Genomic DNA, 19,038 nt, shown 5'->3' on the forward strand with positions numbered 1-19,038 from the left:
CCGGCCCGCTCTGGCGCCCCAGGAGTCCCGCCTTTCGAGGGCAGACAAGCCCTCATCCGCTGCCTTTGGCTGGCCGGCGGAGCTGAAATTTGCGGTGCCCTTTGGGGGAGTGCCGGCGGGACGCAAACTCACTCGCGCCGAACGGACCGAAAGCTAGGACTCTCCGTTGCGCCCGTCAAGAACTAGTGCGAGTTCCTGAATCAAATACTAAATATGGTGGATTGTGGGGGATAACAGGGGTCTTCGCCGCGCCTGTCTTGGGCCAAGTATCAGTGAGTCCTCAGGGATTCCCAACTGAAAAAATTTGCGTCTCGGGGTGATGCGGGCCTTCATCCCGCTGTTCACAGGCCAGGTATATTTTTGGCGATTGGGATTGCGTCTGCGGGACTCACGTTGCCCTACGGAAGGCGGGGGCAGGCATGCCCGCCAGGGCGGTGGTTCGGCCGGCGAATCCGGGCCAAGCTGCCGTCAGATTTGCCGGACTGCCCTCATGCATGATTCGACTCGCCGGGATGCGCGGCCGCGCATCGCCCCGGCCGGCCTGATGTTCCTCGCGATCACCTCGATCGGCTGGGGCTTCAACTGGCCCGTGACCAAGTTCCTGCTCGCGGAGCTGCCGCCGCTGACCCTGCGCGGGGTCACGGGCGTGCTCGGCGCGGTGCTGCTGGCGCTGTTCGCGGTGATGCGGCGGCAGAGCCTGCGCGTGGACGGCGCGACCTGGCCGCGCCTCCTCACCGCCGCCGTGCTCAACGTCACCGGCTGGATGGTGCTGATGGGGCTGGCGCTGCTCTGGCTGCCGGCGAGCGAGGCGGCGCTGATCGCCTACACGATGCCGGTCTGGGCCTCGATCATCGCCTGGCCGGTGCTGGGCGAGCGGCCGACGGTCTTGCGCACGCTGGGGCTGGTGCTGGCCTTCGCGGGTCTCGCCTCGATCATGGGCGGCAACGGGATCGCCGCCAGCGCGGAGAAAGCGCCTGGAATCATCATGGTGCTCGTCGGCGCGTTTGGCTTCGCGTTGGGCACGGTGCTCTCCAAGAAGTACCCGATCCACCTGCCGCCGATCACGGCCGCGGCCTGGCAGATCGGGATCGGCTGCCTGCCGATCTCGATCGTCGGCCTGCTGGTCGAGACCACGGATCTGGGCAAGGTGACGCCGCTCGGCTGGTGGCTGCTGGTCTATTCGACCGTGGTGCAGTTCTGCATCGCTTATGTCAGCTGGTTCGCAGCGCTGGCGCGGCTGCCGGCCTCCGTCGCCGCGATCGGGACCATGGCGGTGCCTGTGATCGGCGTCGTGGCGTCGGCGGTCGCGCTCGGCGAGCCGCTCGGGGCAGGGCAGATCGCCGCGCTGGTTTTCACGCTGGCGGCGGTGGTGCTGGCGACGCGCGGCTAGTTGCCCAGCGCCTTGCGGATCATCTCGGCAAGCTGGTTGCGGCGGTAGGGCTTGGTCAGCAGCATCACGCCGTCGTCGAGCTTGCCGTGATGGACGATGGCGTTGTCGGTGTAGCCGGAGGTGTAGAGCACCTTCACGCCCGGCCGGCGCCTGGCCACTTCTTCGGCCAACTCGCGTCCGCTCATGCCGCCGGGAATGACGACGTCGGTGAACAACAGGTCGAACGCCTGGCCCGCGTCGATCAGGTCCAGCGCGGATCTGCCGTCCGGCACGGCCACGGTCTTGTAGCCCAGGCTCTGCAGCTGCGTGGTGACGAAATTGCGCACGAGATTGTCGTCCTCGACCACGAAGATGGTCTCGGCGCCGCCCTCGGCGGCCGGGGTGACGGGCGCGGCCGCGTCCGCCGCACCTTCGCCCGGCGGCAGATAGAGCTTGATCGTGGTGCCGTGGCCTTCCTCGCTGTAGATCTTGATGTGGCCGCCGGACTGCTTGACGAAGCCGTAGACCATGGAGAGGCCGAGGCCGGATCCCTTGCCGACCTCCTTGGTGGTGAAGAACGGCTCGAACGCCTTCTGCTGCACCTCGGGCGGCATGCCGGTGCCGGTGTCGCTGACCGCGAGCATCACGTAGGGGCCGGGCGTCACGTCCGCATTGGCCTGCGCATAGGCCTCGTCCAGCACGACGCGGTGCGTCTCCAGCAATAGCTTGCCGCCGTTCGGCATGGCGTCGCGGGCGTTGATCGCCATGTTGAGCACGGCGTTGGTGAGCCTGGACGGATCGATGTGCGTCTTCATCGTCCCCTGTTCCAGCACGGTCTCGATCTGGATCTGCTCGCCCAGGGTGGGGCGCAGGAGCTTGGCGATATCCGCGATCGCGGCGTTGATCTCGACGTTGCGCGGCTCGAGCGGCTGCTTGCGCGCGAACGCGAGCAGATGCTGGATCAGCTCGGCGCAGCGCTCGGCGGCATCGTCGATCAGCCGCGCCGTGCGCTGAAGCTCGGGCTGGTCCTTCAGGCCCTCCACCAGCGTCTCGGTGTTGCCGGAGATCACGGTCAGCATGTTGTTGAAGTCGTGCGCGACGCCGCCGGTCAGCTTGCCGACCGCATCCAGCTTCTGCGACTGGTGCAGCTGCCGCTCGGTCTCGCGCGAGGTCGTCGCATCGTGATAGACCAGCACCGCGCCGGAGACGTTGCCTTGCCCGTCCCGCATCGGCCGGCCGCTGATCATGAGATGGCGGGTGGGATTGCCGCTGTGCGGGCGGACGATCATCTCCAGCTCTTCGAAGTGCTCGCCGCGCAGCACGCGCGCCGATGGCAGTTCGTCGGTCTTGAGCGGCGTGACGCCGTCGCCGTGAAACACGTCGGACAGCGCGCGCAGATTGCTCACGCTCATGCCGGTGCGATGCAGCAGCATGCGCTCGGCCGCCGGATTGGAGAGGAGCACGGTGCCCTCGGCGTCTATGACGAGCACCGCCTCCGCCATGCTGCGAAACGTGCTCTGGAGCACGTTGACCGACAGGCGGAGCTCGTCATGCGCGGTGACGAGGTGCTCGGTCCGCTCGGCCACCGCAGCCTCGAGCGCCGCCTTCGCGGCTTGCGTCTGCGCCAGCGAGCTCTGAAGCTCGCCCGTGGCGCGCCGGCTTTCGCGCAAGACCAGCGCGACGAGCAGCAGGATGAGCAGGGCGCCGGCGACGTCGATGCCGAGCAGCACGATGCCGGTGCGGCGTGAATCCTGGGTGCGCTCGGTGAGCAGGCGTTCTTCCTGGGCACCCAGACGGTCGAGATTGCCCATCACGGTGTCCATGAGGCCGCGGCCCTCGGCCTTGCTGATGAGCGCGGCAATGCCGGCCTCGTCGTTCTCGGCGCGCAGGCGCATCGCTGTGGCGGCGATCTCGATCCGGCGCAGCGCCAGCGGCTCGGTGCCCTCCAGCAGCGCGACATGGTCCGGATTGTCGCGCACGTCGCGCTTGAGCTCGGCGAGGGCAGGCGCGATCCTGGCCTGCACTGTCCGGAACTCATCGTTGAAGCCCGGCGTGCGATAAAGCTCAAAGCCGCGCGCGGCGCTCTCGGCGCGGCGCAACAGCACGCGCAGATCGGAAATCTTCTTCTGCACCTGGATCGTATGATTGACCCGTGCCGCGTCGGACCGCGACTTGACGTCGAGAGCGATCGAGGCCGCGGTGATGATCAGGAGGATGGCAAGTCCGGCACCCAGAATGACGCGCTGCGTTGGAATCAAGGGGCCTCTTTCTTGTCCTTCGGCTGCGCGCTCTCGCCCGCGCCGGCGAGGCATTCCCGGATCGTCGTCAGCAGCGCTTCCGGCGTGAACGGCTTGCGCAGGCAGCGCGTTGCGCCGAGTTCCAGGGCCATGCGCAGGAAATCGGGAGAAGGCGAGGCGGACGAGGCAAAGGCGTAGCCAGACATCGCGATCAGCGGAGTGGTCGGCGCGCGCTCGTGAAAGATGCGGATGGATTCGAAGCCGCGCATATGCGGCATGAAGATGTCGACCAGCATCACGTCGAACACCTGCGATTCGAGCGCCGCCAGCCCGGTTTCGCCGCCATCGGCCAGCGTGACGTCGAAGCCCTGACGTTGGAGGAGGACCTCGATGGTCGCACCGACCATCGGATCGTCATCAACCACGAGAACACGCGGCATGACACTTCCCAGCAATCAAAGTCCCCTCTGCTTTTTGTGATATCCGCGAATCGTGGGTCGGGTCAATTTTGGATTGGATCACTGAGGATATGCACGGCGCAGTGCATAAAGGTGCATTTGCATTTCGTACGCAGCCTCGCGGGGCACGGAGCATGAGGGAACCGAAAACAGGCTACATACACCTCAACGCGAAAGAGGCGCCGCATCGCTGCGACGCCTCTCGCCTCATGCGTCGGCGATCCGCTTACGGGCAGGGATGCCGCTTGCCGTCATAGCCGAGATAGGTGCCCGAAGCCGGGTCGTAGGACTTGAAGCGCCGGGAGCAATAGGCCACGGAGTCGCCACCGCCGTCCTGCACCACCGCAACCGACGGTTCGTCATAATAGCCGTAGTAATAGGGATCATCGTAATAGCCGTAGCCGCTGCCGTAATAAGCGTACGAGCCGATTCCTCCGATTGCGGCGCCAGCCGCGAAGCCGGGCCAGAAGCCGCCGCGGCGATGATGACGGTGCCAGTGGCGGCCGCCGCCTCCATGCCAGTTGCCGCCCGTCGCAACGTGGCGAGACCCGCTATAGGACGGTGCGACTCCGGGACGGGATGCCAAACCGCCTACGAAGCTGCCGCCGCCGGGACGGGCCGCGGGGCCCGCCGCGAAATTGCCGGTGCTCGGCCGCATGCCGGCCCCACCGCCCATACCGCCGCCACCGCCTTGAAACGCGGGGCCGCCGCCCCCCATCCGCGCGCCACCGCCCCCGCCCCCGCCGATGGAGGCGCCACCACCGCCGATGGATGCGCCGCCACCGCCACCGCCGCCACCGCGAGCGCCGCCGGGGCTCAGCCCCTGCGCAAAGCTCGGAGAGGTCATGGGTAGAACGAGCGCCAGCGCTGCGGCAGCACTCAAAACTTTCAAAGTGTTCATGGTTCAACTCCTTTCCCGCAAGCAAACCCCATGAGTGGGCAGGAGTTCCTGGGACCATGCCAGTTTGCGCGGGAATTGAGCCTCGCGCGCAGCCGCTGTACCCGGCATGAACGGATCGCGTCCGATTTGCGGCAATACCTGTCGCAGCGGCACATCGTGAGCCCTGTCGAACTGGACATTTCGTCGCCCGGATGGCATCAGGACCCCACGAAAGCAGGGCCCTTGCCGCATGAAACAGTTCTTCCTCAAGTTCTTCACCTGGTGGAATGGCCAGACCTTCGGCACCCAACTCTGGACCAGGCGGTACGGAGAGCTGGTCGGCGAGGACGAGCAGGGCAACCGCTACTACCGCACCCGCGGCGGAGCCATCGATCCGGCGCTCGGTTTCGAGCGGCGCTGGGTGATTTACAACGGCTACGCGGAAGCGAGCCGGATTCCGCCGTCGTGGCACGGCTGGATTCATCACGTCGTCGACATGCCGCCGACCGAGATCAACTATCAGCCGCGCGAGTGGGAAAAGCCGCACCAGCCGAATCTCACCGGCACGGCGAAGGCCTATCGTCCTTCCGGCTCGACGCTTGCCAGCGGCCGGCGCCCGAAGGCAACCGGCGACTATCAGCCCTGGACGCCCGGTTAGCTTTCAGCCACCCGCAACCGCCATCGTGCCGAAGCGGATGCACATGCATCCGCGCCATGCCGCTGTGGACAATGGGAACAGCGGGGATGCCGCGTGCGCCGGCGTTGCTTTGACGCGGGCGATGGAGCTCAATGATCCCATCTTGCGGAGATGGGAGACCATCGCGTTCGGTTCGGGCAACAGCTCGCGACTGTCCCGAGATGCAGCGGCCGCCGAGGAAGGACTCGACCGGGAGATAGGCCCCCGGTCTTGAAGCTCCGAAATCGCCCGATGTGAATGTGCAGCCGCCGTGAGACAGGAAAGGCCGCTTGGGAAACCGAGCGGCCTTTTTCTTTTAGGACCTGCATGCTCGTTCCCCAACGTTGCACGCTGCACCGCATGCCAGACACGAGAGCGAGTCTACATCACGCGCTCGGCAGCCCGCTTGACCGCCTCGAGTCGCCGCGCCTGGTTCTGCGCGCCGCGCGCTCCGAGCAACGCCATCACCTCGGCGGGTGCGGTGTCGGGCGAACCCGAATTGAATGGCGGGGCTGGATTGTATTCCATCTGGAGCTGGATCGCTTCCGCCATGGTGCGATTGACCATGATCGACACCAGCGTCAGCGCGAAATCGATCCCGGCGGTGACGCCGCCGCCAGTGATGCGATTGCGGTCGATGCAGACGCGTGTCTTCGTCGGCGTCGCGCCGAACTCGGCGAGCATGTCCATTGCGCTCCAATGGGTGGCGGCGCGGTATCCCTTCAAGAGGCCGGCGGCGCCGAGCGCCAGCGATCCCGTGCACACCGAGGTGACGTATTTGGCGCCATCAGCCTGCCGGCGCAGGAAATCGAGCACTTCCTCATCGTTGAGCAGGTCGTTGGTGCCGTGGCCGCCGGGCACACAGATCACGTCGAGTTGGGGGCAATCCGCAAAGGTCGTGGTCGGCGTCAGCGTCATCACGGAGTCGCTCGGCACCGGTTCAATCCGCTTCCAGATCAGGTGCAGTTTTGCGTCGGGAACCATGGCGAACACCTGCAAGGGACCAGTGAAATCGAGCTGGGTGACGCGCGGAAACACCAGGAGGCCAATCTGAAGCGGGGACGACATAGACAGGGTCCTTCAATTGCGAGCTTGACGCGGGCAGGATGGCATGGTGCCTTTCTGTCCGGAATGGCGTAATTCCCTCACTTTCGGACATACCTATGATCGGCATCCTGATCTTCCCCGACTTCCAGCTGCTCGATGCGGCAGGCCCGATCTCGGCGTTCGAGATCGCAGCGCGCTGCATCGGCAAGGCGCCTCTCATTCGCGTGCTGGCGGCGAAGCCCGGACTCGTGCGCAGTTCGTCCGGAGTCGAGATGATGGCGCGTGACCTCAAGTCGGCCAGCACGATCACGACGCTGGTCGTTGCGGGCGGGACCGGGGTGGCCGATGCCGCGCGCTGCGACGCCACGCGCGCTTTCGTGCAACGGCTCGCAAGGCGCGGCGTACGCGTCGCGAGCGTCTGCTCGGGCGCCTACGTGCTGGCCGAAGCAGGCCTGCTCGACGGGCGCCGCGCCACCACGCATTGGGGGCGCACGCGCGATTTCGTCTCGCGCTTTCCCAAGGTGAAGTTCGAGCCGGACCAGATCTTTACCCGCGACGGCAATGTGTGGACCTCGGCGGGAATTACCGCAGGCATAGACCTCGCGCTCGCGATGATCACTGAGGACCACGGCGAGGAGATCGCACGACAGACCGCGCGGCAGCTCGTGCTGTACCACCGCCGCAGCGGAGGCCAGTCGCAATTTTCGTCGCTCCTGGAGCTGAAGACGCCGAGCGGGCGCTTCGGCCCGCTATTGTCCTGGGCGCGCGAAAACCTCGATGCGCCTTTGACGGTGGAAGATCTCGCCGACCGCGCCGGCATGAGCGCGCGGCACTTCGCCCGCGCCTTTGCCGCCGAGACCGGCACGACACCATCCAAGGCGGTCGAGCGATTGCGGCTCGAGGCCGCCCGGGAGCGCGTCCAGTCCTCCCGCGAGGCGATCGAGCTCGTTGCGGAAACGACCGGCTTCCGCGATCCCGAGCGCATGCGGCGCGCCTTCATCCGCGCCTTCGGCCAGCCGCCGCAGGCGCTGCGGCGCGCGGCGCGCGCGGGCTAGCAGCCGTGTACTCCTGAACTGGCGCTCCGTGCGGAATGGCCAGGCCTGCTTCGCTCAGGAGCGGGCTACGGCGATGGTCACTTATCCGGCTTTTCGCGCACGATGGCGCCGGTCTTGGGATCGGCGTGGAATTCCATTTTCTGGCCGTTCTTGACGCCTTCGCCTTCCCACTGGCCGTCGTCGGCTTCAAGCTTGGTGACCTGTGAATAGCCGGACTCCATGACCTTGGATTTCACCTGCTCCATCGGCATCCAGTCAGGTCCGGGTTGATCGGCCCTCGCTGCCGAGCCCATGGCGAGCGAGCCGAGAACCAGAATCATGACAAACTTCATCGCGAACCTCCTTGCGGTGAGAGGCTTCAACCGGGGTCCTGAACTGATGTTCCTCCCCTGCGTCGGTGCGACGCGAACGAGCGAGCGTCAGCCTTGGTCGTCCCGTTGAGCGCGTCTACGTCCGCAGTCAGTCGCCTTGCGATCGGCATCAGCATGTACGGCGCAAGGTGGATCGGGAACTGTGTCATCGCGAAATAAAGCCAGGTGCTAGGCGGCAATGCGCCGGCCGTCGCCGCCAGCATCAATCCGAGATTGCGCTGTGAGACCATCAGCCCGAGCGCCAGCGCGCGCTCATACCCAATGCGGCGGAACAGCAGTGCGGTGATGGCGAGCAGGGTGAAATAGATCGCGAAGGACAGCAGCGCGAGGCCCATGGTGAACAGCGGCTGGCTTACCAAGGCGCCGGCGACGTCGCCCATCACCGCGGAGGCGAACACAAAGAGGATGATGATGTTGAAGCCGTCGATCGGCCGCTTCGCGCGCTGAATCGCCTCCGCGCCAAAGACCCAGCGGGTGACGGTCGCGGCCAGCAGCGATGCGGCGAGGATGCCGAGGAGCTTGAGGCCGAGCGTCAGCGGCGAGATGCTGAGCATTCCGTCGAGAAACAGGGCTGCAAACAGTGAAGCGGTGAAGGGAACGAGCGCAGTCGATGTCACCAGCGTGACCAGCACCAAGGTGGCATCGAGCCCCATCAGCGCGGCGAGTGCCGGCGAGGCCATCATCGGCGAGGCCATGCCCTGGAGCATCAGCGCAAGAGCAAGGCCGGGGGAGTGGCTCGTCAGTCCCATTGCATGGGTGATCAGCCCGACGATCAGCGGAACACCGATCATCGTCCAGGCCGTAGCCGTTACGACCAGCGCCGGCCTGCGGAGATGGCCGTGCAGCGCGGCGAAATCGACGCGCATGAAGGAGATGCAGAGTAGAAGGACAATCGCCTCGGTGACGTAAGGGCGCAGCAACGCCCCAAGTGGCGGCACCGCGACTGCGATGAACGCGACGGCGGCCACCGCACGGGTGCCCTGGCCGCCGAGCCATGTCAGGCCGCGCAGGGGAAGAGCGAAGATGGATTGGAGAACGGAAGTCATCTTGAGTGTGGCATCAGTCCAACCCGTAGCCCGAATGAGCGCGGCGATATCCGGAAGAAGCTATTGCCGCGGTAAGAGCGGTCCCGCAGGTTGCTGCGCTCATGTGGGAGGGGACTGCTGTCAGCCCAATCCTTTCAGCCAGGCGCCGATCTCGCCGACAGCAACATTGGCCTTTGCCAGCAGCTTGCCCATCGTGAAGAAGCCGTGGAATTGGCCGGGATAGTGCTTGGTCGTCACGGGCACGCCGGCCTGCCTGAGGCGGTCGGCGTATTCGTCGCCTTCGTCACGCAGGGGATCGGCACCGGCGGTCAGCACATAGGCCGGCGGCAGGCCGGCAAGGCTTTGCGCGCGCGCCGGCGAGGCGCGCCAGTCGTGGATGTCGGCCGCGCTGTTGAGATAGTGATCGCGGAACCAGCGGATCACCGAGTGGGTCAGGAGCACGCTGGTCTCGGGCTCGCTGTGGGAGCCGTGCGTCATGGCGAAATCGGTCGCCGGATAGATCAACACCTGGCCTGCGAGCGCAGGGCCGCCGGCATCGCGCGCCGCGAGTGCCACGACCGCGGTGAGATTGCCGCCGGCGCTGTCGCCGCCGATCGAGAGGCGCGAGGCGTCGATGCCGAGCTCGCGCGCGTTCCCAGCGACCCATTGCGTTGCGGCGACGGCGTCCTCTGCGGCAGCGGGAAATTTGTGCTCGGGCGCAAGCCGATAGTCGATCGAGATCACGATCAGCGCACCTTCGACCGCAAGCTGGCGGCAGACGACATCGTGAGAGTCGAGGTCGCCGATCACCCAGCCGCCGCCATGGAAGAATACCAGCGCCGGCGACAGGCCGTCGCGCTGGCGCGGTTCTTTGGGCACGTAGAGGCGGGCGGGGATCACGCCGTGCGGCGCCGGGATCGCCAGCGGTGCGACGCGGGCGAGCTCCGGCGCGTCAGGGTTGGTGGCAAAGCGGGCCTGCGAATAATAGGCGCGTGCTTCCGGAGCTGTCAGCGTCTCGTAGGCAGGGCGGCCGGCCTCCTGGAATGCCTTGTAGACGGCAGCGGCATCGGGATCGAGCACAACGGGCATGAACGGGGACCTCGGGGTTTCCAGTTATCATTGGGTGTCATTTTCGGGCGACGCCCGCCCTGGCCTGGTGAGGGGCTCATGACTATCCCATCCGGCAGCTGGCCTGGCCAGACCGCGCCGGGAAGGGCAGGGATGCCGCCCTTTCCCCGCCGTATTCGGCGTGTTAACCGGAGGGCCTGCGAGCGGCGGTATCCCCTGTAGAATGTCCAACAAGCCCGATTCGCTGTTGAAGCCGCGCGAGATGTTTCGAACCTTTACCCTGACAGGCCTTGCGGCACTGCTGGCCGCCACCGCACTCACGGTCGCGACGCCGGCTCAGGCGCAGATCGGCACGATTTTCTCCGACCCGCCGCCGCTACGGCCGCCGGGCAGCATTCCGCGCGGCCAGCTGCAGCAGATCCCGGAGGACGACGAGGAGGTGCCGGAACTGCCGCCGCAGGGCCGTGTGCTGCCGTCGCGCCCGATGCCGCTGCCCCCGGGCCGCCAAGGTAACGTGATGCCGGGGCCGGTCGAGAGCCAGCCGCTGGCCCCGCCGCCGGGCTCCACCCTCGCGCCGCCGAACCAGCCGCCTTCCGCGGCGATCACCCCGTCCGGTCCGCAAGGCGTCCCCGGTCAGCGCCAGCCCCAGCAGAAGGGCGCGCCGGGCACTGTCCCGCAGACGCCGGCGAGCCTGCAGCCGGGCGACGAGGTCGTTACCGAGCCGCCGGCCCAGAAGATCGCGAACAAGAAGGCGACCTTTTCGGGCCTCGACAAGATCACCGGGCGCATCATCAATTTCGACGAGGAGATCGGCGAGACCGTCCAATTCGGTGCGCTCCGGGTCAAGACCGACGCCTGCTATACGCGTCCGGCCACGGAGGCCGCCAACACCGACGCCTTCGTCGAAGTCGACGAGATCACCTTGCAGGGCGAGGTGAAGCGCATCTTCTCGGGCTGGATGTTCGCGGCGAGCCCGGGCCTGCACGGCGTCGAGCATCCGATCTACGACATCTGGCTGACCGACTGCAAAGAGCCGCAGCAGACCATCGCGACTGCGGCACCGGACCCGGCGGCCAAGCCGGCACCTCCGCCGCCCGCACAGAAGAAGGCCGCGCCCAAGCAGGCGCAGCAGCGTGCGCCGCAGCCGCTGCCGCCGATCCAGCAGCAGCAACCGGCACCGCCGCCGCCTCCGCCGCCGGAGCAACGGCCAGGTCTGTTCGGTATCCCCGGGTTCGGGCGCTAACCCCAGCTGTCGATCATTGCCGCGAGGCGATGATCTCGAGCGCGCGTGCGCCGGGGATCGGCTCACCGGCGGAGAGTCTCAGGAAATCGCCAGGCTCGCCCGCGAGCGCCTTGTCGAGCAGCGCGGTGTAGCGCCGCCGCGAAATCTCGACTGCGCCGAAGCTCTTCAGATGCTCGGTGACGTATTGGGTGTCGAGCAGCTCGAAGCCGCCGTAAATGAGCCGCGCGACCAGATGCACCAGCGCCACTTTCGAGGCGTCGCGCGCCGTGTGGAACATGCTCTCGCCGAAGAAGGCACGTCCCAGGCTGACGCCGTAGAGCCCCCCGACGAGATCGTCGCCCTGCCAGGCCTCGACGCTGTGGCAATGGCCGAGCTCGAAGAGGCCGCCATAGAGGTCGCGGATGCGCTTGTTGATCCAGGTGTCCTCGCGCCCGGCCTGCGGCGCGGCGCAGCCGGCGATCGTCGCCTTGAACGCAGTGTTGACGGTGACGCGAAACGAGTCGGAGCGCACCGTGCGCGCCAGCCGCGAGGCGACGCGAAATCCGTCGAGCGGGATGACGCCACGCAACTCCGGCTCGACCCAGAACAGGGTCGGATCGTCGGCGCTTTCCGCCATCGGAAAGATGCCGCAGGCATAAGCGCGCAGCAGCACGGCCGGCGTGATTTCAGACGGGGCGGAGTCGCGCGAAGTCATGCGCCATCATAGCAGGATCGCATTGCGGTTGCGATGGGTGGCGCGGCAGGGCGCGAGGTCAGCTTGCGGCGGCGGTGCTGGTCTTGCCGGGGACTGCGGGCACGCGGCCGAATTTCAGCACGATCCGGGTTCCGGAATGCGCGGGATCGCGTTCGACCGTGGCGTCGAGCTTGGAAGCCATGGCCGCGACGATGCGCTGACCCATGCCGGTGGAACGCGGATCGGCCTTGACGTTGTCGCCCACGCCGTCGTCGGAGATCGAGAGCTGGAGATCGTCGCCCCGCGAGATCAGCTCGACATGGATGGGGCCGGCGCCGTCCGGATAGGCGTACTTGACCGCGTTCATCACCAGCTCGTTGACGATGATGCCGACGGCGACCGCGCGATCCGGATCGATCTCGATCGGCTCGGCCTTCAACGTCAGGCGCGACATCCGGTTGCCCTCGGCGGAGCGGCGGAGATCCTCGAGCAGCGAGTCCAGATACTGGTTCAGGACCACGCTCTTCAGGTCCTGCGAGGTGTAGAGGCGGCGGTGCACTTGCGCGACGGCGGCAACGCGGCCCATCGCATTGGTCAGCGCCGCCTTGACCTCGTCCTGCGCGGCGGAGCTTGCCTGAAGGTGCAGCAACGAGGCGATGATCTGAAGCGAGTTGCCGACGCGGTGGTTGACCTCGCGCAGCAGAAGCTCGCGTTCGGCGGCAAGCGCCGCGTAGCGGTCGCGCGAGGCGTGGATCTCGGCCTCGGCTTCCTCGCGCGCCCTCTGCAATTCGGCCTGGCGCAGCGCGCCGTCGGCGGCGACATGCAGCAGCGGGATGAAATCGCCATGGACGTCCTTGACCAGATAATCGGCCGCCCCGGCCTTCAGTGCAGTCACCGCGATGCTGGAATCCTGCGACGCCGTGACGAATACGACCGGCGGCGCGTCCGGGATCGCCATGATCTGCTCGAGCGTTTCCAGCCCGTCGAGGCCCGGCATGTACTGGTCGAGTGCCACGACATCGATGCTGTCTTCAATGCTGCCCTGGGCGCCGGCGCGGCGGATGCGCTCGAGGCCTTCCTCGCCGCTCGCGGCATGGACGACCCTGTAGCCGCGCCGCGTCAGGCCGCGATCGACCAGGCGCGCCAGCGCGTCGTCGTCATCGATGTAGAGAAGTGTCGGCGTGCTCTGGTTCATGTGGCGGCTGGCGGGACCTGGATGACCGAGAAGAACAGGCCGAGCTGCCGGATGGCATTGGCGAAATTCTCGTAGTTGACCGGTTTGGTGATGTAGACGTTGCAGCCGAGCTCGTAGCAACGCTTGATCTCCTGGGAATCGTCGGTGGTGGTCAGCACCACCACGGGCGAGGCCTTCAGATATTTGTTCTCCTTGATCTGCCTCAGGATGTCGATCCCGGTCATGTCTGGCAGATTGAGGTCCAGCAGGATCAGGAGCGCATTGCCCTTCTGCACGAGCCCGGAACCGTCGGCGCCGAACAGGTGCAGCATCGCGTCGGTGCCGTTGGCGAACGAGACGATTTCGTTGTTGACGCCCGAGCGGCGGATATTGCGCTCGATCAGGCGGGCATGGCCCTCGTCGTCCTCGATCATGATGATGGTGACAGGCTGGGTCATCGATCTGCGTTCCGGTTGTTCACATTCCAGGCGATGGGCAGGGTGATGGTGAAGGTGCTGCCCGCGTTCAGTTCCGATGATACCGACATGGTGCCGCCGAGGCGACGCACAAGTGCACGCACATGCGCAAGCCCGATGCCCTGGCCGGGCTTGTCCTGGGTTCCCGCACGGCGGAACAGGTCGAATATCCGCTGGTGATCCCTCGGATCGATCCCGCGGCCGTTGTCGCTGATCTCGAAGATAGCGTAACCGAGCTTGGTCCGCCCGCTGATTCTGATCTCGCCGGGCACGCCCGGCTTGAGATATTTGACCGCGTTGTCGATCAGATTGGAGAAGATCTGCTCGAGCGCGAGACGATCGCTCACGATGTCCGGCAGAGGCTCGAGGTGAATCTCGGCCCGGGCCTCCGCCGCCTGGTGCGCCACTGTCGAGACGATGGCCGCGATCAGCTCGCGTGTGTCGATCTTCACCGGCTGGAATTCGCGCCGGCCCTCGCGGGTGAGGTTGAGGATGGCCGAAATCAGGCGGTCCATCTTGGCGATCGACGACTTGATGAAGCCGAGCGCTTCGGAAAAATCCTCCGAGAGCTGCTTGTCGGCGCCTTCGAGCGCGATCTCACCGGGTCCTGCGGGCGCCGGCGGCGTCCCATCCCCACGAGCGCGGGCGAGGCTGCTGATACGGCGGAAGATGTCGCCGCCGAGCTCCTCGAGCTCGCTGGTGAAGCCCATGATGTTGACGAGCGGCGAGCGCAGGTCGTGGCTGACGATATAGGCAAAGCGCTGGATCTCGTTGTTGGCTTCGCGCAGGTCGGCAGTGCGCTCGTCGACTACGGCCTCCAGATTGACATTGGCATCGCGCAAGCGTGCTTCGGCCTCGTCACGGGCGAGCGCCGAGCGGCGCACCAGCCAAATGGAGATCAGCGCCAACACCACGACGAGCCCGGAGCCGATGCCGGTCATCGATGCGGCCAGAGTCTGGCTGCGGTCGGAGTTCACCGTTCTTAGCCGGAACAGCCGTTCCTCTTCCCGAATCATTGCCGTCGCGACTTTGGCAATCGCGGCAGTGGTATCGGTGGAGCCGACCTCGCGGACCACCGCTGCTGCCTTGTCCGGATGACCCTGACTTATGAAATCCATCTCCTGAGCGAACTGGCCGAGCCGGGTCTCGATCGCCGCGCTCAACTTCTCGATGTTCGCACGTTGTGCAGGGTTGTCGCCGGTCAGACGCGTGAGCCTGTCGAGCGCCGGGATGATTGCCGCCACGGCCTTCTCATGGTCGGCCTTGAAGTCCGTCGCTTGCGTCAGCAGGTAGCCGCGGGCGGTGCTCTCGGCACGCCGGATTTCGAGCAGCAGAGCGTTGATCTGGTTCTGCGCCTCGATCGTGTGAACCACCCATTCGGCGTCCTGCCGGGCCTTGTTGACCAAGTAGACCGAGCCGGCGCTGATCGCGGTCAGCACCAAAAGGCCCGCCGAAAACAGCAGGACCTGCCAAAACGCCCGCCGTCGCTGGGCCTCAGCCGTCACGACAGGTCACCTGTAAGTTCAGTGGAATTCAAAACGCCCCCTTGGAACTGCCCAACCGTCCAGAACGCGATTGGGCCCCAATAGTTCCTCGGGAGGAGAATTATCTCTGGGCGGGTTCCATCTTTCCGGCGAGATATTGCTCCAGCCAGTGGATGTGGTAGTCGCCGTTGATGATGTCGGCTTCACGGACCAGGGCGCGGAACAGCGGCAGCGTGGTCTCGATGCCCTCGACCACCATCTCGTCCAGCGCCCGGCGCAGCCGCATCAGGCATTCGGCGCGGGTCTTGCCATGCACGATCAGCTTGCCGACCAGGGAGTCGTAATAGGGCGGGATCGTGTAGCCCTGATAGACCGCGGAATCGATCCGGACGCCGAGGCCGCCGGGCGGATGATATTGCAGGATGCGCCCTGGTGACGGGCGGAAGGTCTGCGGGTTCTCGGCGTTGATGCGGCACTCGATCGCGTGGCCGATGACCTGGACCTCGTCCTGCTTGGCCGGCAGGTCGCCGCCCGCGGCGATGCGGATCTGCTCCAGCACGAGGTCGATGTCCGTGATGCTCTCGGTGACGGGATGCTCCACCTGGATTCGCGTGTTCATCTCGATGAAGTAGAACTCGCCGTCCTCGTACAGGAACTCGATGGTGCCGACGCCGAGATATTTCATCTCGCGCATCGCTTTGGCGCAGGTCTCGCCGATCCTGGCCCGCGCGGCGGCGGCCAATACGGGCGATGGACCTTCCTCCCAGACCTTCTGGTGCCGGCGCTGCAGCGAGCAATCGCGTTCGCCGAGATGGATCGCGCCGCCGCGGCCGTCGCCGAGGATCTGGATCTCGATGTGGCGCGGCTTCTGGAGGTATTTTTCCAGGTAGACGGAGGCATCGCCAAAGGCGGACTTGGCCTCATTGGCCGCGGTCGACAGCGCGAGCTGGAGGTCGGCCTCACTGTGCGCGACCTTCATGCCGCGGCCGCCGCCGCCGGCGGCCGCCTTGACCAGCACCGGGAAGCCGATCTCCCTGGCGATCGCCATCGCGTCGTCATTGGGACCGACAGCGCCCTCGGAGCCGGGCACCACGGGGATGCCGAGGCGCTTGGCAGTCTTCTTCGCTTCGATCTTGTCGCCCATCAGGCGGATGTGCTCGGCCTTCGGGCCGATGAAATGCAGATTGTGCTCTGTGAGAATTTCCGCAAAGCGGGCGTTCTCGGAGAGGAAGCCGTAGCCGGGATGCACTGCGTCCGCCCCGGTGATCTCGCAGGCCGCGAGCAGCGCGGGCACGTTGAGATAGCTGTCCTTGGAGGGCGGCGGCCCGATGCAGACGCTCTCGTCCGACAGGCGCACATGCATGGCATCGGCATCGGCGGTGGAGTGCACCGCGACGGTCGCGATCCCGAGCTCCTTGCAGGCCCTGAGGATACGAAGCGCGATCTCGCCGCGATTGGCTATGAGGATCTTGTCGAACATATTGTCCTGCAGCGAATGGCGAGTGGCGAATGGCGAGTAGGGAAGGCTGACGCCATTCGCTATTCGCTATTCCCCATTCGCGTCACTCAATAATCACCAGCGGCTCGCCGTACTCGACCGGCTGGCCGTCCTCGACCAGGATCTGCGTCACCGTGCCGGCGCGTGGCGAGGGGATCTGGTTCATGGTCTTCATGGCTTCGATGATCAGCAGCGTCTGGCCGACAGAGACCTTGGTGCCGACATCGATGAACGGTTTTGCGCCCGGCTCCGGCGCCCAATAGGCGGTGCCGACCATCGGCGAAGTCACGGCGCCGGGATGCTTCGACAGATCGGAGGCGGCTGGGGCGGACGCGGCGGCGCTTGCTGCCACCGGAACGGCGGCGGGAGCGGGTGCCATCGGCATCGGCATGGTCGCGGCAACGCTGATGTTGCGCGCGACGCGCAGGCGCAGGCCCGCCCGTTCGATCTCGATCTCGGTCAGGCTTGTCTCATCGAGCAGCAGGGCCAGCTCGCGGACGAGCGCGGAATCCTCGCTGGAAAACTTTGCGGCTGCTTTGTCGTCTGGCTGGCGCGCCATGTTGTTTGATCCGAATGTTCTGTTGGAAGGGGGCGTCAGGCGTTGGGCCTGATGCCGAGCTTGGCGGCAAGGCCCTGGATGGCGAGGCGGTAGCCTTCGATGCCGAAACCGCACAGCGACGCGAAGGCCGCGCGCGCGGTGTAGGAATGGTGACGAAAGCTCTCGCGGGCGTGGATGTTGGTCACATGCACCTCGACCGCCGGAATCTGCACCGCGAGCAGCGCATCGTGCAGTGCGATCGAGGTGTGTGAATAGCCGCCGGCATTGATGATGATGCCCTTCATCTTGCGCCGGTGCGCCTCGTGGATGAAGTCGATCAGCTCGCCTTCGCGGTTGGACTGCCGGCAGTCGGCCTTGAGACCGAAGCTCGCCGCCGCGTCCCGGCACAGCGCCTCGACGTCCGCCAGTGTCGCATGGCCGTATTTTTCGGGCTCGCGCGTCCCCAGCATGTTGAGGTTCGGCCCGTTCAGGACGAGGATCGTGTCGGTTGCAGGTTCGGCCATTCCAATCCCGGCGGAGGTGCTTCGGCGTGGCGGGTTATAGGTAACAAAGCGCGTGAGGGGAAGCCTTGAAGGGCCTCAGGGGAGGGATCAGGCGCCTCATCCGGTGTGCAAAAACTTGTGCGGAAGCCACGGAAATTGCTTGTTAACCAGTCGAAAACGTGGATGTCGGCCGAACGAAAAGGGGGCGGGCATTGCTGCCCGCCCCCTGAGGCTGCCGGTATGCGCCCTTAGACGTTCAGGACGGCCACGATCTCGTAGGTATCCGGATTGATGATCACGATCTCTTCCCGGACCAGGACGTACTTGTAGCTCCGCCACTCCGGATAGATCGTCACGACCCGGGACGGCAGGGAGTGAAGGGTGATGCCCTCCCGCGGAATGCGGGTGCCGACCGAGATCGAGAAGTTCACGTTCGTCACCGGAGCGACGCGCTGCTCGCGGATGACCGAGGTGATCTGGGTCCGCTGCTCGGTCGAGAGCTTGGCAGCGGCGCCGGCCTGGCCGACCGTCGTCGAGGACGAGCCCTGACCCTGCGCATTCTGGTTGGTGCTCGCACCGGTGCCCTGGCGGGTCTCGGCGTTGTTGGTCGAGGCGCCGCTCTTGCTGCCCTCAGCCTTCATGTCCTTCTGGTCCTTGCTGCCGGACTTGCTGGTGTCCTGGCTCATGCTCTTGGACTTGTCCTGCTGCGACTTGTCCGTCTGGCCCTGTGCACGGTCGTCGGTGCGCTGGCCCTTGGTGCCCGACTTGTCGTCGGCCGCGTTCTTGTTCGTCGCGCCGGACTTGTCCTCCGAAGCCCGACCGGACTTCATGGTGTCGGAGCCGCCGGACTGGCCGACAGTCCCCTTGTCGTGGCTCATGGAGTCGCGGCCCATCGAGCCGCCGCGATCGGCGCCGCCGCCGGAGGGCTGCGACTGCTGCATCTGTGCGCCGCCGGCGCCGCCACCGCTGTCGCGGCCCATGGTGCCCTGTGCATTCGCCAGGCCGGTGCCCGCAACGAGTGCGGCCGCGGCAACCGAGATCATAAAGCGGTTCAACATCGAAATTCTCCTCACGTGTTCATTCGCGTCATTGCCCGCGCCGACAACGAAAGGAGATTTGAGTTGTTCCGGAACTTCGGCTGTTCCGCGGCATTTGTTTGTTGAACGCCAGATGAATGACTTTGCACGAAGCGGCCAGCCTTCGGCGAAAGAAAAAGGCCGGCTTTTCTGCCGGCCCTCGATGTTCTCGGTAATCCTACAACGT

19 protein-coding genes are annotated in these 19,038 nt (G+C 66.0%); 4 read left to right on the plus strand and 15 right to left on the minus strand.

Going from position 1 to position 19,038, the window contains the following annotated elements; translation table 11 throughout:
* Positions 1-490 precede the first annotated feature (490 nt).
* Positions 491-1,390 carry a DMT family transporter gene (locus ASG57_RS01175; RefSeq protein WP_057195544.1) on the plus strand — a complete coding sequence of 300 codons (900 nt, stop codon included), beginning with the start codon at positions 491-493 and terminating at the stop codon, positions 1,388-1,390.
* Here the strand turns inward: ASG57_RS01175 and ASG57_RS01180 are convergent.
* The 3 genes from ASG57_RS01180 to ASG57_RS01190 all read right to left on the minus strand — a co-directional run bounded on the left by ASG57_RS01180 (position 1,387) and on the right by ASG57_RS01190 (position 4,965).
* The gene (locus tag ASG57_RS01180) at positions 1,387-3,627 is read right to left on the minus strand and encodes a CHASE3 domain-containing protein (RefSeq protein ID WP_057195545.1); all 2,241 of its coding nucleotides are present in this window, start codon (positions 3,625-3,627) and stop codon (positions 1,387-1,389) included. The genes ASG57_RS01175 and ASG57_RS01180 overlap by 4 nt on opposite strands.
* A complete protein-coding gene (locus ASG57_RS01185; RefSeq protein ID WP_024337912.1) occupies positions 3,624-4,046 on the minus strand; it encodes a response regulator in 423 nt (140 codons plus the stop codon). Before ASG57_RS01185 ends, ASG57_RS01180 begins: the two co-directional genes overlap by 4 nt.
* A gap of 244 nt (positions 4,047-4,290) precedes the next feature.
* Positions 4,291-4,965 (minus strand): BA14K family protein, encoded by a 675-nt coding sequence (locus tag ASG57_RS01190; RefSeq protein ID WP_024337911.1) that lies wholly within the window; start codon positions 4,963-4,965, stop codon positions 4,291-4,293.
* A gap of 229 nt (positions 4,966-5,194) precedes the next feature.
* Here ASG57_RS01190 and ASG57_RS01195 point away from each other — a divergent pair, with 229 nt between their 5' ends.
* Positions 5,195-5,602 carry an NADH:ubiquinone oxidoreductase subunit NDUFA12 gene (locus ASG57_RS01195; RefSeq protein WP_024337910.1) on the plus strand — a complete coding sequence of 136 codons (408 nt, stop codon included), beginning with the start codon at positions 5,195-5,197 and terminating at the stop codon, positions 5,600-5,602.
* Positions 5,603-6,001: 399 nt separating this feature from the next.
* On the opposite strand, the gene ASG57_RS01205 is transcribed toward ASG57_RS01195, so the two are convergent.
* A complete protein-coding gene (locus tag ASG57_RS01205; protein WP_057195547.1) occupies positions 6,002-6,688 on the minus strand; it encodes a DJ-1/PfpI family protein in 687 nt (228 codons plus the stop codon).
* Between the two features lie 95 nt (positions 6,689-6,783).
* On the opposite strand from ASG57_RS01205, the gene ASG57_RS01210 reads away from it, so the two are divergent.
* Positions 6,784-7,722 (plus strand): GlxA family transcriptional regulator, encoded by a 939-nt coding sequence (locus ASG57_RS01210; protein WP_057195548.1) that lies wholly within the window; start codon positions 6,784-6,786, stop codon positions 7,720-7,722.
* A gap of 77 nt (positions 7,723-7,799) precedes the next feature.
* Here ASG57_RS01210 and ASG57_RS01215 read toward each other — a convergent pair whose 3' ends face one another.
* The 3 genes from ASG57_RS01215 to lipP1 form a co-directional block, all read right to left on the minus strand.
* Positions 7,800-8,054 (minus strand): PepSY domain-containing protein, encoded by a 255-nt coding sequence (locus ASG57_RS01215; RefSeq protein ID WP_057195549.1) that lies wholly within the window; start codon positions 8,052-8,054, stop codon positions 7,800-7,802.
* 26 nt (positions 8,055-8,080) lie between these two features.
* Positions 8,081-9,139: a bile acid:sodium symporter family protein gene (locus ASG57_RS01220; protein ID WP_057195550.1), complete on the minus strand. Its 1,059-nt coding sequence runs from the start codon at positions 9,137-9,139 to the stop codon at positions 8,081-8,083.
* Positions 9,140-9,259: 120 nt separating this feature from the next.
* Entirely contained in the window at positions 9,260-10,207 is a 948-nt protein-coding gene (lipP1, locus tag ASG57_RS01225; protein ID WP_024337905.1) for a LipP1 family hormone-sensitive lipase, read from the minus strand.
* Between the two features lie 202 nt (positions 10,208-10,409).
* On the opposite strand from lipP1, the gene ASG57_RS01230 reads away from it, so the two are divergent.
* The gene (locus ASG57_RS01230; protein ID WP_057195551.1) at positions 10,410-11,429 is read left to right on the plus strand and encodes a DUF2155 domain-containing protein; all 1,020 of its coding nucleotides are present in this window, start codon (positions 10,410-10,412) and stop codon (positions 11,427-11,429) included.
* 13 nt (positions 11,430-11,442) lie between these two features.
* Here the strand turns inward: ASG57_RS01230 and aat are convergent, their stop codons facing one another.
* The 8 genes from aat to ASG57_RS01270 form a co-directional block, all read right to left on the minus strand.
* Entirely contained in the window at positions 11,443-12,123 is a 681-nt protein-coding gene (gene aat / locus ASG57_RS01235; RefSeq protein ID WP_057195552.1) for a leucyl/phenylalanyl-tRNA--protein transferase, read from the minus strand.
* Positions 12,124-12,181: 58 nt separating this feature from the next.
* On the minus strand, positions 12,182-13,297 hold the full coding sequence (locus tag ASG57_RS01240; protein WP_024337902.1) for a sensor histidine kinase: 1,116 nt from the start codon (positions 13,295-13,297) through the stop codon (positions 12,182-12,184).
* A complete protein-coding gene (locus ASG57_RS01245; protein WP_024337901.1) occupies positions 13,294-13,734 on the minus strand; it encodes a response regulator in 441 nt (146 codons plus the stop codon). The genes ASG57_RS01240 and ASG57_RS01245 overlap by 4 nt, the downstream gene beginning before the upstream one ends.
* Positions 13,731-15,257 carry a sensor histidine kinase gene (locus ASG57_RS01250; protein ID WP_057195553.1) on the minus strand — a complete coding sequence of 509 codons (1,527 nt, stop codon included), beginning with the start codon at positions 15,255-15,257 and terminating at the stop codon, positions 13,731-13,733. The genes ASG57_RS01245 and ASG57_RS01250 overlap by 4 nt, the downstream gene beginning before the upstream one ends.
* Positions 15,258-15,357: 100 nt before the next feature.
* Positions 15,358-16,716, minus strand: coding sequence for an acetyl-CoA carboxylase biotin carboxylase subunit (accC, locus tag ASG57_RS01255; protein ID WP_057195554.1), 1,359 nt, complete (start codon positions 16,714-16,716; stop codon positions 15,358-15,360).
* 82 nt (positions 16,717-16,798) lie between these two features.
* Positions 16,799-17,293: an acetyl-CoA carboxylase biotin carboxyl carrier protein gene (gene accB / locus ASG57_RS01260; RefSeq protein ID WP_024337898.1), complete on the minus strand. Its 495-nt coding sequence runs from the start codon at positions 17,291-17,293 to the stop codon at positions 16,799-16,801.
* Positions 17,294-17,328: 35 nt separating this feature from the next.
* Positions 17,329-17,796 (minus strand): type II 3-dehydroquinate dehydratase, encoded by a 468-nt coding sequence (aroQ, locus tag ASG57_RS01265; RefSeq protein WP_057195555.1) that lies wholly within the window; start codon positions 17,794-17,796, stop codon positions 17,329-17,331.
* 227 nt (positions 17,797-18,023) lie between these two features.
* The gene (locus ASG57_RS01270; RefSeq protein ID WP_057195556.1) at positions 18,024-18,833 is read right to left on the minus strand and encodes a DUF1236 domain-containing protein; all 810 of its coding nucleotides are present in this window, start codon (positions 18,831-18,833) and stop codon (positions 18,024-18,026) included.
* Positions 18,834-19,038 lie beyond the last annotated feature (205 nt).

It is taken from the genome of Bradyrhizobium sp. Leaf396, from assembly GCF_001424605.1.
Lineage (GTDB): Bacteria > Pseudomonadota > Alphaproteobacteria > Rhizobiales > Xanthobacteraceae > Bradyrhizobium > Bradyrhizobium japonicum_C.

Bases quoted from the DNA above. Each gene is read 5' to 3' on its own strand.
- ASG57_RS01175 (WP_057195544.1), top strand. From the start codon at position 491: ATGCATGATTCGACTCGCCGGGATGCGCGGCCGCGCATCGCCCCGGCC.
- ASG57_RS01185 (WP_024337912.1), bottom strand. From the start codon at position 4,046: ATGCCGCGTGTTCTCGTGGTTGATGACGATCCGATGGTCGGTGCGACC.
- ASG57_RS01190 (WP_024337911.1), bottom strand. From the start codon at position 4,965: ATGAACACTTTGAAAGTTTTGAGTGCTGCCGCAGCGCTGGCGCTCGTT.
- ASG57_RS01195 (WP_024337910.1), top strand. From the start codon at position 5,195: ATGAAACAGTTCTTCCTCAAGTTCTTCACCTGGTGGAATGGCCAGACC.
- ASG57_RS01205 (WP_057195547.1), bottom strand. From the start codon at position 6,688: ATGTCGTCCCCGCTTCAGATTGGCCTCCTGGTGTTTCCGCGCGTCACC.
- ASG57_RS01210 (WP_057195548.1), top strand. From the start codon at position 6,784: ATGATCGGCATCCTGATCTTCCCCGACTTCCAGCTGCTCGATGCGGCA.
- ASG57_RS01215 (WP_057195549.1), bottom strand. From the start codon at position 8,054: ATGAAGTTTGTCATGATTCTGGTTCTCGGCTCGCTCGCCATGGGCTCG.
- ASG57_RS01220 (WP_057195550.1), bottom strand. From the start codon at position 9,139: ATGACTTCCGTTCTCCAATCCATCTTCGCTCTTCCCCTGCGCGGCCTG.
- lipP1 (WP_024337905.1), bottom strand. From the start codon at position 10,207: ATGCCCGTTGTGCTCGATCCCGATGCCGCTGCCGTCTACAAGGCATTC.
- ASG57_RS01230 (WP_057195551.1), top strand. From the start codon at position 10,410: ATGTCCAACAAGCCCGATTCGCTGTTGAAGCCGCGCGAGATGTTTCGA.
- aat (WP_057195552.1), bottom strand. From the start codon at position 12,123: ATGACTTCGCGCGACTCCGCCCCGTCTGAAATCACGCCGGCCGTGCTG.
- ASG57_RS01240 (WP_024337902.1), bottom strand. From the start codon at position 13,297: ATGAACCAGAGCACGCCGACACTTCTCTACATCGATGACGACGACGCG.
- ASG57_RS01245 (WP_024337901.1), bottom strand. From the start codon at position 13,734: ATGACCCAGCCTGTCACCATCATCATGATCGAGGACGACGAGGGCCAT.
- accC (WP_057195554.1), bottom strand. From the start codon at position 16,716: ATGTTCGACAAGATCCTCATAGCCAATCGCGGCGAGATCGCGCTTCGT.
- accB (WP_024337898.1), bottom strand. From the start codon at position 17,293: ATGGCGCGCCAGCCAGACGACAAAGCAGCCGCAAAGTTTTCCAGCGAG.
- aroQ (WP_057195555.1), bottom strand. From the start codon at position 17,796: ATGGCCGAACCTGCAACCGACACGATCCTCGTCCTGAACGGGCCGAAC.
- ASG57_RS01270 (WP_057195556.1), bottom strand. From the start codon at position 18,833: ATGTTGAACCGCTTTATGATCTCGGTTGCCGCGGCCGCACTCGTTGCG.